Source organism: Kribbella endophytica (assembly GCF_054781295.1).
Window position 1 is genome coordinate 264679 of sequence record NZ_BAAGUR010000004.1, and the last position, 12520, is coordinate 277198.

Annotated in this window: 10 protein-coding genes; 6 read left to right on the top strand and 4 right to left on the bottom strand. The window is 68.2% G+C overall.

Annotated elements, in window-relative coordinates; all coding sequences use genetic code 11:
- Window positions 1–104: 104 nt before the first annotated feature.
- A complete protein-coding gene (locus tag ACYVIO_RS33105) occupies window positions 105–662 on the bottom strand; it encodes a TetR/AcrR family transcriptional regulator (protein WP_460654877.1) in 558 nt (185 codons plus the stop codon).
- Window positions 663–750: 88 nt separating this feature from the next.
- Here ACYVIO_RS33105 and ACYVIO_RS33110 point away from each other — a divergent pair, with 88 nt between their 5' ends.
- Complete coding sequence (locus ACYVIO_RS33110; protein ID WP_460654878.1) at window positions 751–1653, top strand: SDR family oxidoreductase; 903 nt, start codon at window positions 751–753, stop codon at window positions 1651–1653.
- On the opposite strand, the gene ACYVIO_RS33115 is transcribed toward ACYVIO_RS33110, so the two are convergent.
- From ACYVIO_RS33115 to ACYVIO_RS33125, 3 genes are all read right to left on the bottom strand, one after another.
- The gene (locus ACYVIO_RS33115; RefSeq protein ID WP_460654879.1) at window positions 1650–2645 is read right to left on the bottom strand and encodes a Gfo/Idh/MocA family protein; all 996 of its coding nucleotides are present in this window, start codon (window positions 2643–2645) and stop codon (window positions 1650–1652) included. The two genes, ACYVIO_RS33110 and ACYVIO_RS33115, sit on opposite strands and share 4 nt — an antisense overlap.
- Window position 2646: 1 nt before the next feature.
- Complete coding sequence (locus tag ACYVIO_RS33120) at window positions 2647–3660, bottom strand: Gfo/Idh/MocA family protein (RefSeq protein WP_460654880.1); 1014 nt, start codon at window positions 3658–3660, stop codon at window positions 2647–2649.
- Between the two features lie 137 nt (window positions 3661–3797).
- The gene (locus tag ACYVIO_RS33125) at window positions 3798–4127 is read right to left on the bottom strand and encodes a YciI family protein (protein ID WP_460654881.1); all 330 of its coding nucleotides are present in this window, start codon (window positions 4125–4127) and stop codon (window positions 3798–3800) included.
- Window positions 4128–4345: 218 nt separating this feature from the next.
- On the opposite strand from ACYVIO_RS33125, the gene ACYVIO_RS33130 reads away from it, so the two are divergent.
- From ACYVIO_RS33130 to ACYVIO_RS33150, 5 genes are all read left to right on the top strand, one after another.
- Window positions 4346–4897 carry a hypothetical protein gene (locus tag ACYVIO_RS33130; protein WP_460654882.1) on the top strand — a complete coding sequence of 184 codons (552 nt, stop codon included), beginning with the start codon at window positions 4346–4348 and terminating at the stop codon, window positions 4895–4897.
- Between the two features lie 483 nt (window positions 4898–5380).
- A complete protein-coding gene (locus tag ACYVIO_RS33135) occupies window positions 5381–7780 on the top strand; it encodes a DEAD/DEAH box helicase (protein ID WP_460654883.1) in 2400 nt (799 codons plus the stop codon).
- 529 nt (window positions 7781–8309) lie between these two features.
- The gene (locus tag ACYVIO_RS33140; RefSeq protein WP_460654884.1) at window positions 8310–9611 is read left to right on the top strand and encodes a globin domain-containing protein; all 1302 of its coding nucleotides are present in this window, start codon (window positions 8310–8312) and stop codon (window positions 9609–9611) included.
- Window positions 9559–10074 carry a DivIVA domain-containing protein gene (locus ACYVIO_RS33145; protein WP_460654885.1) on the top strand — a complete coding sequence of 172 codons (516 nt, stop codon included), beginning with the start codon at window positions 9559–9561 and terminating at the stop codon, window positions 10072–10074. The genes ACYVIO_RS33140 and ACYVIO_RS33145 overlap by 53 nt, the downstream gene beginning before the upstream one ends.
- A gap of 36 nt (window positions 10075–10110) precedes the next feature.
- On the top strand, window positions 10111–11643 hold the full coding sequence (locus tag ACYVIO_RS33150) for a nitric oxide synthase oxygenase (RefSeq protein ID WP_460655464.1): 1533 nt from the start codon (window positions 10111–10113) through the stop codon (window positions 11641–11643).
- The last annotated feature ends 877 nt before the right edge of the window (window positions 11644–12520 follow it).

Genomic DNA, 12520 nt, shown 5'->3' on the forward strand with positions numbered 1-12520 from the left:
CTGATCAGATCGTTGGGCTTGAGGTGGTTGGTGGGTCGCGAAAGGACAGCAGGATCCGGGGAAGACTTGAGAGGCGACGGGCGTCAACCAAAAACCAAGCCCACCTACATCGTCAGTTCGGTCAGTTCCGCCAGCGTCTCGCGAATCACCGTGACCGGATCCTCCTCATCCCCCTCGACCCACCGCTCGAAAGCCACCCGAAACACAGTGATCCCAGTCTCCGCCGCCAGCAACGCGCGCGCCGGCGCAACCCCACGCTCCTGCAACGCCGCACTGAAAGCCGACACCAGCGAAGCCATCTTGATGAACTCCCGCTCCCGCAGCTCCGGCGTCGCCGAGACCACCTGATACCGCTGCCGCGAGAAGTCCCGCCGACCGACAAACGCCGATCCCGCCGCCAGCACCCCCGCGGCGACAGCCGACATCGGCCCAGCCGACGCAGGCGCCGAAACCAGCGCCTCCACCATCACCTGCTCCAACGATTCAGACCCCGCGAACAGCACCTCCCGCTTGTCCGCGAAGTGCCGGAAGAACGTTCGCGCCGTCACCCCCGCCCGGTCGGCGATCTGCGCGACCGTCGTCCCGTCATACCCCTGCTCGGCGTACAGCGCCATCGCCGCTTCGCGCAGCCGCTCCGCCGCACCCGGCTCCCAACGCACCATGGACCCGATCCTATGCGATGTCATCGTGTGACATCAAAGGTGTAGCCTGGGTGATGTCACACGATGACATCACCGAAAGGAACCACCGATGCGCGTCTTCATCACCGGAGCGACCGGCCACCTCGGCTCAGCCCTGGTCCCCGAACTCCTGCAGCACGACCACCAGGTCGTAGGCTTGGCCCGCTCCGACGACTCCGCCGACCGCCTGATCAAGTGGGGCGCCGACGTCGTCCGGGGTGACCTCGACGACCTCGACACGATCAAATCCACCGCCGAAGCAGCAGACGGCGTCGTCCACCTGGCCTTTCGCCACGACGCCATGCAGGTCGGCGACATGACCGGCGCCGCCGACTCCGACCTCGCCGCCATCACAGCGATCGCCGAAGTCCTCAAGGACACCGGCAAACCACTGGTCGGTACGTCGGGCACAGGCCTCCTCGCGTCCGCCGGCCTTGACCGCTCCGGCACCGAGGACGACACCCTCCCCAGCGGCTACCGCATCGACGCCGAGAACTTCGTCGTCGACCTGGCCGGCCAGGGCATCCGCTCGTCGGTCGTCCGGCTGCCGATCGTCCACGGCCCGCTCGACACCGGCTTCCTCACCTCGCTGGTCGAGTTCGCCCGTCGCAACGGCTTCTCGGCGTACATCGGCGACGGCACAAACCGCTGGTCCTCGGTCCACACCGACGACGCGGCCCGCCTCTACCGCCTCGCCCTGGAGAACGCCCCGGCCGGTTCCCGCCTGCACGCCGTCCACGACGGCGGCGTCGAGTTCCGCCAGATCGCCGAGGCGATCGGCCGCGGCCTCGACCTGCCGGCCCGTTCGATCACGGCGGACCAGGCACCCGAGTACGTCGGATACCTGGCCCACTTCGCCGCCATCGACAACCCAACGACCGCGACCCGCACTCGCGAACTGCTCGACTGGCAGCCCACGGAGATCGGTCTCCTGGAAGACCTTGCCCTAGGCCACTACTTCCAGCAGGCCTAACTCAGTACGGGGGCGATCGTCTTCGTACGAGCGCCCTCGTACGCCGCCAGCAGGATCCCGAGGACCGCGATCCCTTCCTCCTCCGTGTGCAGCGGCCGTGTCTTCCCGAGCAGCGAGTCGGCAAAGTGCCCGATCTCCGCAACGAACCCGTCGACCGGCTCGAGCTCGATCGTCTCGACCTCACCCGACCGCGGGCGGATCGTCAGCGAGTTCCCGTCGCTGTGCAGCGCACCCTCCGACCCGACGACCGAGAACCGCTCGGTCACCGCAGCCGGCTGATACGCCCAACTCGTCACCAGCTGCCCGACAACACCGTTGTCGAACCGCACGAGCACCTGCGCCGAGTCCTCGCCCTCCATGAACTTCAGCCGGTGCGTCGACAGCATCGCCGTCGCCTCGACCGGCTTGCCACCCGCCAGATGCAGCAGCAGGTACGTCGGGTGGTAGCCGGTGTCGATCAGCTCACCACCACCACTCGTCGCGGCGCTCGCCCGCCAACCCATCGTCGACGGATCGAAGTCGTTGTAGAAGCTGTCCGTCGTCCGCACCTCGTACACGGTCCCGATCGTGCCGGCGTCCAGCAGTTCCTTGGCCTTGGCAACGGCCGGCAGGAACAACTGGTTGTGCGCACACATCAACGTCACGCCGGCTGCCGACACCGCCGCCCGAACATCGGCGGCCTCGGCAGCCGTCAGGCACAACGGCTTCTCGCACAGGATGTGCTTGCCCGCCTCGGCGGCGGCGACGATCGCGTCCCGGTGCAGATGATGCGGCAGGCAGATGTCGACAGCGTCGAGCTCCTCGACCTCGAGCATCTGCCGATAGTCCGCGTACGGCGTAGCGCCCAGCTCCTCGGCCCGCGCGGCCACGGCCGCCTCGACGACGTCGGCCACCGCGGTGACGCCGATCCGCGCGGCGTGCTCGCGATAGCCCCGGATGTGCGCGCCCGCGATCCCACCGGCGCCGATCAGTCCGACCTTGATCTCCGGCATGTCAGCTCCTCGGTCCGGCGTACTGGACAACCTTGCCCTGCTCCGCGGCTTCGTTGGCCGCGACCACCATCCGGGTCAGCTCGACCGCGCGCGCGATGTTGTCGTCGGCCCGCGTCCCGTTGGTGATGTGATCGACCCACTGACCGAACGGATCGAGACTGTGCTCGGGCACCGGTAGTTGCCGACCGCCACCGAACGCCGGGCCGAAGACCCTCAGCACGTTGCCGTCATCGGTGTACGTCAGGCTGCCCGTCGTACCGAAGAGCTCGATCGTGAAGGGGTTGCCGCTCGCGAACCCGGCCTCGATCACGCCGATCTTCTGGTCGGCGTACCCGACCGTCACCACCGCGTTGTCCTCCAGCCCGAGCCCCGCGACCGACCGGTAGACGGCGCTGACGGTCTCCGGCGTGGACCCGAGGAAGAGTTGCGTCAGGTAGACCGGGTGGCAGCCGAGGTCGGTGAGCGCTCCCCCGATCGCGGTCTTCGGGTCGAAGAAGCGCTCGGGCAACCAACCACCCTTGCCGCCGTCCGACACCGCGCCGTCGTGCGACAGCCGCACCCGGCCGTACGTGATCGTGCCCAGGTCGCCGCTGTCGATCACCTCACGGATCGCGTTGGTGTACCCGTGCGCGAGCCGGGGTAACGACACGACGAGCTTCACACCGTTCGCGTCGGCCGCGGCGACGATCTCCTCCGCCTCCGCGACGGTCGGCGCGAGCACCTTCTCGGTGAAGATGTGCTTCCCGGCGTTCGCGACCTTCACCATCAGATCGCGGTGCACGTCGGTCGACGTCGTCACGGTGACACCGTCGAGGTCGTCCCGGGCCAGCAGCGCATCCAGGTCGTCGGTGTACGGCACGCCGAACTTCTCGGCCCCGGCCTGACCGAGCGCCGGGTCGTCGTCCCACACCGCGACCAGCTCGGTTCCCGGATGCTCTTGAGCTTGCCTCGAGTAGTCCCCGGCATGCACGTGCCAGAATCCCAGGGCCGCGATCTTGAGCGGTTTCGACACCATCTTCTCCTCGCACCAGGTCGATCAGTGGAAAACGATCTCCGACCTACCTAACCAAGGCCCGGACCCCCGCGCGGGCCCTACCGGCGGTTCGTCTCACCATCCGACCCAGAATTTTGGAAACGATTCCGTCCGCCCGCCTAGTACTCGACGATCGGCCGGACCTCGACCGCGCCGTACCGGGCGGTCGGGATCATCGCCGCCCAGACCTCGGCCGCCTCGGCGTCCGCGACGTCGACGAGGTAGTAGCCCGCGAGCACCGGCGTACCGGTCGCTCCGCCCTGCTCGCTCGACGTCTTCCCGTCGCGCACCCGCACGGTCCGGGCCCGCGAGACCGCGTGGAAACCGGCCTCGTGCACGAACACGCCGGCCTTCCGGACGGCGCCGTCGAAGGCCAGCCAGTCGAGCAGTTCCTCCTTCGTCGGACCGGCGACGGCGGGGTCGTAGTAGTACAGCAAAGCGAACTGCATGAGGGTCCTTCCGGCTGCGGCGACTGGCAGCCACCAGTCAACCGGACAACGCTTGCTCGACCACAACCCCTTGACAGCTCGTGGTCACTTGACAACCATGTGTCACGTCACCGCCCATGACAAGGTTGTCAGAGCCGCCTGCCAGGCCGACGACCCGCTCCGCCCCCGGTGTGCTCATGGGCGAATTCCGTGTAAGTGAGGACCGGAAGGAAAGACCCATGAGAAATCTCCAGCGTGTAGCGGTGCTGTTCGCGGCAGTGGCGGCCACCGTTCTCGGCTCAGTGCCGGCGGCTTCGGCGTACGACCTGCCCGAGGCCGCACCGACCACCCAGACCATGACGACCGCGGCCGAGGACGGCCACGGCACCGAGGCTCACGGCGTACAGCTGGTGCCGGGCAAGGCCGCCCCGATGCCGGCCAAGATCCTCGGCTGGGACGTCCCGAGCGCCCGCTCGTACACGATCACCGCCTCCTGCTCGCAGTACGCCGGCGCGATCCGTCAGGGCGCGGCGGCCTGGAACGGCCTGACCGAAGGCGGCGGCACCCCCGTCTCCTGCCAGGACGGCTACATCACCGACTGCGGCGCGGGCACGGTCATCGGCTGCAACTACGGCGCCGGCCAGCGCATCACCCTGGTCGCCAGCGCTGTCGGCGACGTCGCACTGCTCGCGGCCCACGAGTTCGGTCACGACTGGTACGGCCACTCCGGCTCCGGCTGCGCCAACTGGAACAGCCCGGCCGACGTCATGAAGACCAGTATCTGCGGCTGACCGCCCCGAAATCCTGCGGCATCCGTCGGGCGCAGGGTCCCGACGGATGCCGCAGCCGGATGCCCGGATGACGCCGATGTTTCAGCCACTGCCCGTTCCCCGTTACAGGTTGTCCACAACCATCCACAGATTGTGCATCGAGCCTCCCGGTGCCTGTGGACAGAGCCCCGAACCGGCCGTCGCTGACCGGCTCGGCAGATAACCTCTCTATACCGGTGACACACACCGGGGGCGGGGAACTACTATTGAGCGCGTGGGCTTGACGCCCCCGCACCGCTGATCCCGCCGCGACCACTTCGCCCGGGGCTGGAACTCACGGCCGTCTACCCGTCGTCCCGCACGACAGCCAGTTCCGCCGGAGGGTCCTCGGCCGCTCGACGAGTCGATGAACCGTGCTCGCACGCCGGTTCGACGAGTCGTCGACGGCGTACGGCGGTGCTGTTGTGCCGCGGCACCGTGCCGTGGTGGCTCTGAGGAGGATTCTTGGCCAACCGAGGTCGTCGCCAGACCGGAACCGACGCGCAACGCGGCGGTTCGTCCGGTGCTTCGCGTGGTGGTTCGACGAGCGGTGGGTCCCGTGGGGGCTCGGCCGCCGCAGCGCGCGAGGGAGCCGGCAGTTCGGCCGGTGCCCAGCGCGGCAGCTCGAACAGCGGCTCCCGTAGCGGGTCCGGTGCGCGAGGGGGATCTGGCGGCAACTCGCGCGGTGGATCCACCGGCGGATCGCGGGGCAACTCCGCCCGCGGCGGGTCCGCCGGTGCGGGACGCGGCGGATCGAGCGGTGCGTCCGGCGGTACGCCGAGAGGCGGCTCGCGCCGCAAGCGTCGTACCGACGACGCCGACGGGCTGATCCCGGTCCTCGCGCGCGCCGTACGGGAGGTGGAAGCGGCCGTCGAGCGTGGCGCGATCGCGCCCTCGATCCGGACGAAGTTCCAGGTCATCGGCCTGCTGGTCCGCCAGGAGCGGACGCAGGTCAACGCCGACGCCACGGCCACCGACGCCTACCGCGCCGAGCAGCTGCGGCGGCTCGACGGGGTCGCGACGATTCTGGCCAAGACCGCGGCCCGTGAGCCCTCGCTGCTCGCGCTGCTCGCCGAGGACGCGGTGATGTCCGAGGCAGCCGTCGCCCTGCAGCGGGACATGCTGCTCGCCGCGGGTCTCGAAGCGCCTGTGGAAAAGCCCAAGCCGGTCGAGCAGCCCACCGAGGCCGCCCCGCCGCCGCGCCAGGTCGTCCCGCAGTCCGTCGTCTCACGCCAGCTGGCGAACCCGTTCCTCGCTCCGGACTTCTCGGCCGCGCCGCAGAAGGAGGCCAAGCCGCGTCGCCTGGCCGGCTGGGAGCTGATCGGGCCGCTGCTGCGGTCCTTCGAGCAGGCCGGCGCCTCGGCCAGCATGTCGCTGCCCGAGCCGGCGTCGCTGAATGCGGCCGGCGGCCGGGAGCTGATGCTGCACCAGGCGGAGCTGATCGCCTCTGCCGCGGACGGGCACCGGACGTTCCTGCTCGCCGACGAGCCCGGTCTGGGCAAGACGGCGCAGGCGTTGCTCGCGGCCCAAGCGGCGCAGGCCTATCCGCTGCTCGTCGTCGTACCGAACGTCGTGAAGACGAACTGGGCCCGCGAGGCCGACCTGTGGACACCGAAGCGCAAGGCGACCGTGATCCAGGGCGACGGCGACACGATCGACGGCTTCGCCGACATCGTCGTGGTGAACTACGAGGTCCTCGACCGGCACGTCGGCTGGCTGGTCGACTTCGGCTTCCGCGGCATGGTGGTCGACGAGGCGCACTTCATCAAGAACAAGAAGTCGCACCGCTCGCGCAACGTGCTGCACCTGTCCGAGCGGATCCGCTCGCGGACGCCGCGCCCGTTGCTGATGGCCTTGACCGGTACGCCGCTGATCAACGACATCGAGGACTTCACCGCGATCTGGCAGTACCTGGGCTGGATCGAGGAGCGCTCTCCTGGCGCCGTACTGATGGAGAAGCTCGAGGAGACCGACCTGACGCCGGCCGACCCCGCCTTCTACCCGGCGGCCCGGTCGAGCGTGATCGACATGGGCATCGTCCGTCGTCGCAAGGTCGACGTCGCGGCCGACATCCCGGCCCGCCGGATCGCCAACCTGCCGGTCGAGCTCGACGGTTCGGTCGGCCGCTCGATCCGCGAGGCCGAGCGCGAGCTGGCCGAGCGCCTGGTCTCCCGCTACCGGACCGCCCTCGAGATGCGCACCTCCGGTGTCACCGTGGACGGCATCGACCACACCCTGGTCCGTCAGGTCGCCGAGTGGGAACGCACCGAGATGGCATCGGCGAAGACCGGCGAGAACGTCTTCACGCTCGTACGACGGATCGGCAAGGCCAAGGCCGGCCTGGCCGCCGACTACGCGGCCCAGCTGGCGCACAACGTCGGCAAGGTCGTGTACTTCGCCCGCCACATCGAGGCGATGGACACCGCCGAGGAGCTGTTCGCGGATCGCGGGATCAAGTACGCCTCGATCCGGGGCGACCAGTCCCCCACCGCCCGGCAGAAGAACATCGACGCGTTCGTCAACGACCCGGACGTCTCGATCGTCGTCTGCTCGCTGCTGACCGCCGGCGTCGGCCTGAACCTCCAGGTCGCGTCGAACGTCGTACTGGCCGAGCTGTCCTGGACCAACGCCGAGCAGACCCAGGCGATCGACCGGGTCCACCGGATCGGCCAGCAGGAGCCCGTCACGGCCTGGCGCGTCATCGCCGCCCAGACCATCGACACCCGCATCGCTGACCTGATCGACTCGAAGGCCGGACTGGCGGCCGTCGCCCTGGACGGCGCGGACGCCGACGAGCTCGCGACGACCGACATCCAGGTCGAAGCGCTGGCCACCCTGCTCACGAACGCGCTCGAAGCCCGCTGACCTGGCTGACTCCGGGTGACCGGGCCATTACCAAGGCCCGCTCACCCGAGTCAATGGCCGAGGTCACCACTCGCTAATCGAACTTTTTATCGCCGCCGTCCCATCATGTGGAGCAATTCCGGGACAGACCGGTAATTCCCGGCCGGTGTAGACCAATTCTCACCGGAACGTCCATGTCCCCGCCAATCGGCGCCTGACCTGCACAGACACAGATTGTTGCCTATGGCACCTTTCTGCCCTGCCACCACTCCGCCCAGGTCGGCAGCAAACCGCCCAAAAATCAAGGACTTGCGCGGATCCAGAATTTCGAGACTATTGAGTCCTTTCAACGGTTTAGCCCGCCGGACCGCGGGTAGATCGGGAAGGTCGAAGGACGAGACAGACTCGGGGAACTGGAATTGGGAGGGCACCCTTGTCAACGCAACACCTGCCGGCATGCGCCGCCGGCATACGGGAACACGTGCGTCCCAGGAACGAAAAGTTCGCTTTTCTCGAAGTACTGCCGAATCGAGACAGATAGCGATTTCCGATGGATGCACAGGCTCTGCAACGCAGTTGGGACCAGGTCACCGAGCACGGCGAGCAGGTCCCGTTGTACTTCTACTCGCACCTGTTCGTGTCGTACCCCGAGGTGCGGTCGATGTTCCCGCTGTCGATGGCGAACCAGCGCGACAAGTTCGTCGGCGCCCTCGGCCGGATCGTCAGCCACGCCGACCAGATCGAGCACGACGAGGCCTTCCTGCAGCACCTGGGCCGCGACCATCGCAAGTACGCCGTCCTCGCGGAGCACTACAACGCGGTCGGCGCCTCGCTGTGCGCCACCCTGATGCACTTCCTGGGGCCTGACTGGGACGAGGAGCTCGCCGCGCACTGGACGGCGGCGTACCAGGTGGTCGCACGGATCATGGTCGAGGCGGCGGAGTCGGCGTCGGAGTCCACCCCGGACTGGTGGGACGCCGACGTGATCTCGGCCGAGCGACGGACGATGGACCTCACCCTGCTCACGGTCCGGCCTCGGCGTAAGTTCTTGTTCCGCCCCGGCCAGTCGATCTCGATGGAGGTCCCGCAACGCCCCCGGCAGTGGCGGTACTTCAGCCCGGCCAACGCTCCGCGTGCGGACGGCTCGATCGATCTGCACGTCCAGCAGATCGACGGCGGGCAGGTGAGTCCGACCGTCGTACGGTCACTGAAGGCCGGCGACACCGTGAAGCTGGGTGCGCCGGTCGGTGAGCGGCTGACCCTTCGCGACACCGGCGCGCGGGAGTTGCTGCTGGTCGCGGGCGGGACCGGGCTCGCTCCCCTGCTGGCCGTCCTCGAGCAGATCGACGGCGAGTGGCATCGCTCGGGCAACGGGCCGCTGGTCCACCTGCTGCACGGCGTACGGATGCCCTGGCATCTGTACGACCGCCCCCGGCTGCGGCAGCTCGCCGAGACCCGGTCGTGGTTCGAGTACACCGAAGTCGTTTCCGACGACCCGTCGTACCCGGGAACGCGCGGCAAGGTCGGAACAGTCGCAGCCCGGCAGCTCCTGCACGGGCGGACCGCCATGGTGTGCGGCGGCCCGCAGATGGTCGCGCACACCCTCGAGCGCCTCGCCGCCGCCGGCATGCAGCCCGAGCACATCAAGTACGAGCACTTCTACTACGCGGCCGCGGACGACCACACCGTCGGGCCACCGCAACCACGGCAGGAGATCCCCAGTGAGGACCAGCAAACACCGTCACGGCTCCCCACATCAGACGCCTCGGTCGATCCGGGACGAGACCTTCCCGAAGCGGATGCGTGGCCTCGACGCGGGCGAGGTCTACGGGTACCTCGATCGACTCGCTGACCAGATGAACGCCCTGGACCGGGCGCTCACCGAGAGCCGGTCCCAGAACGAGCGGCTCCAGGCCGAGTTGCAGCGTGTCCAGGCAGAGCTCGACCAGTACGAGGAGGCCGGCGACCGCGTCAACGAGCAGGTCGTCCAGATGTTCAGCCAGGCCCAGCTCGTCGTCGAGGAGATGGTCAACGACGTCAGCCGCGACGCGCGCGAGCGCATCGGCCAGGCCCGCGAGCACGAGCGCCGGATCGTCGCTGAGGCGATGGACACGGCCGGCGAGCAGGTGCGGACGTACGCCCAGACGGCGCAGGCGCAGATGCAGTCGATCGTGAGCTCGTTCGCCACCGAGGTCGAGCACCTCGGCGCGGCCGGCACGCCGCCGCCGGTCGAGCCGTCGCCCGGTTCGTTCTTCGACGACACGGACTCGCACACCCGTTTTCGCAACGGGCGCGGTCCGGGCACTCCAGGCTAGGAGCCGACCGTGAGACCCGCACAGCACCGCCCCTTTGTGGTTCTCCTGCTGACAGTTGCCGGCCTCGCCGCCGCTTTTGATTGGACTGGCATCTCTACGACCGTCGTACTCAGCTTTGTCCTGCTTTTCCTCGTCGTACGGACGTACGCGCCGCAGCTCGTCGGTGGTGAGCAGCTCCTCCAGATCGGCGACCGACCATGGCACAAGGCCCCGCGGGGTGGCCGCCGGGCGTCACCCGGTCCCGGCAGGGTTCAGTCCAGGCCCGGTCATCCGGTACGTCGGCCGGATGGCGAACTGCCTCCGCCTCCCGCTCCTGCTTCGGGTGCTGGTCCTGGTGCACCCGCTGGTCATTGCCCGGCCCATGGTTCGCTTAATGGCTCGGCTCCTGGCTCCTCGGCTCATGCTGAAGCCCCGGTCGCCGCGCCGGCTCGGCGTACCTTCGATGCCGACGACGTACGCGCCGCAGCCGAGGAGTTCCTCGAACTCTTCGCCGCCGAGAACCCCCGAGCCGACCGCATCGGCCCGCGGATCGCCGCGGCGATGCGCGAGATCGACCTCACCGGCACCTACTGGCACACCCCCGACGAGCTGGCGTTCGGCGCCCGGGTCGCCTGGCGCAACAACGCCCGCTGCATCGGCCGCCTCTACTGGCGCAGCCTGCAGGTCCGCGACCTACGAACCGTCGGCGACGCAGCCTCAGTCGCCGGCCACTGCTTCGACCACCTCCGCGCCGCCCACAACGGCGGCAAGATCCGCCCGATGATCACCATCTTCGCCCCCGAGTCCCCGGGAAAGCCCGCCCCCCGGATCTGGAACGAACAACTCATCCGCTACGCCGGCTACGACCAACCCGACGGCCGCGTCCTGGGCGACCCCCGCTACCGCCCCTTCACGGCCGAACTAGTACGCCGAGGCTGGCAGCCGCCCGCTGTCCCCGGAGCCTTCGACATCCTCCCCCTGGTCGTAGAAACCGTTGACGAAGGCCCCCAAATGTTCCACCTCCCCTCGCACTCGATCCACGAGGTCCCCCTGGAACACCCCGAACTCCCCTGGTTCGCCGACCTGGGCCTCCGCTGGCACGCCGTACCGGTCATCAGCAACAACCGCCTGGACATCGGCGGCATCTCGTACCCCGCCGCCCCCTTCAACGGCTGGTACATGGGCACAGAAATCGGAGCCCGCAACCTAGGCGACGAAGACCGCTACGCGCTAGTCCCCGAGGTAGCCCAACGCCTAGGCCTGGACACCTCAAACGAGTCCACCCTCTGGCGAGACCGAGCCCTAGTGGAACTGAACCGCGCAGTCCTCCACTCCTTCAAATCCAACGGCATCAGCATCACCGACCACCACACAGAATCCCGCCGCTTCCTCGTCCACCTGGAACGAGAAGAACGAGCCGGCCGCCGCTGCCCCACCGACTGGACCTGGATTGTCCCGCCCATGTCCGGCTCCCAAACCCCCGTCTTCCACCGCCACTACGACGCCACAGCCCAAGTCCCCAACTTCTTCACCGACCCCGAAACAACGTCCCGAGGCCTGCACGGCACGCCCCCGGCCTTCCGCCTCTAACCTCGGACCCATCAGCCGGCGGCGACACTCTCCCCAAATGCCCGAGCGGGTCTCGAAGCGCGCAAGTAGCCCGCCTACGCCGCACCGCCGTACGAGCGTAGCCACTACCCAATCGACGACCCACACCTGACCTTCATCACCCACGGCGAAGACACCACGTTCCGCGTCGACTCCCCCGAAACGGCCGCTACCTGCTCCGACTCCACAGCCCCAACCACCCACAGCCCCACCGTCGACTCCCAGCAAGCAGCCGCCTCAGAACTTGCTTCGGCCTGATCCACGCCGACCTGCGCCTAGAAACACCCCTCTTCCAAGGGCCCGAAGTCTGCCTGATCGTCTTCGACGACTCCGGCCACGCCCACTGGCTCTACGACCTCGCAGGCCCCTCTCGGGATACCGAGACCACGCCAACTACGCGGCCTCCACACAGCCTTCCTAGACGGCTACGCACCCACCTAACCCACCTCAACAACTCCATCTCCACAGGAGACCTGACCTTCGGCCTCTGGTACGCCAGCATGTCCCAGGTAAACCCAGCCTTCGCAGCCAACCTCGACAAGACGATGCACTGGATCCACCAATCCTTCAGCTGCGTGCTGTGACCGCGATCTGCCTAAGTACTTGAGATGAACTTGTCGGCAGTCGTCCGCTTGAACCTGCCAAGCAGCCTTTTAGTACTCCTCGGCAGAGGAACCGCCAAGACGCGCTGGCTGAACACCACGAAGTCGACGCGGTCTAGACCCACCTCTTGACGGCGCGAAACACCGGATTGCAGCAGTGGGTCGTGCCCACTCGACAGTTCTCATGCAAGACCGGCCGTCCTCCGACTTTCGCGAACTCCTCAACCCGCACGGTGCTTGAGCTGTTGTGCTGACCT

Coding starts and splice junctions, on each gene's coding strand:
- ACYVIO_RS33120 (WP_460654880.1), bottom strand. CDS start 3,660: ATGGTGTCGAAACCGCTCAAGATCGCGGCCCTGGGATTCTGGCACGTG.
- ACYVIO_RS33105 (WP_460654877.1), bottom strand. CDS start 662: ATGGTGCGTTGGGAGCCGGGTGCGGCGGAGCGGCTGCGCGAAGCGGCG.
- ACYVIO_RS33140 (WP_460654884.1), top strand. CDS start 8,310: ATGGATGCACAGGCTCTGCAACGCAGTTGGGACCAGGTCACCGAGCAC.
- ACYVIO_RS33125 (WP_460654881.1), bottom strand. CDS start 4,127: ATGCAGTTCGCTTTGCTGTACTACTACGACCCCGCCGTCGCCGGTCCG.
- ACYVIO_RS33130 (WP_460654882.1), top strand. CDS start 4,346: ATGAGAAATCTCCAGCGTGTAGCGGTGCTGTTCGCGGCAGTGGCGGCC.
- ACYVIO_RS33145 (WP_460654885.1), top strand. CDS start 9,559: ATGCGTGGCCTCGACGCGGGCGAGGTCTACGGGTACCTCGATCGACTC.
- ACYVIO_RS33115 (WP_460654879.1), bottom strand. CDS start 2,645: ATGCCGGAGATCAAGGTCGGACTGATCGGCGCCGGTGGGATCGCGGGC.
- ACYVIO_RS33110 (WP_460654878.1), top strand. CDS start 751: ATGCGCGTCTTCATCACCGGAGCGACCGGCCACCTCGGCTCAGCCCTG.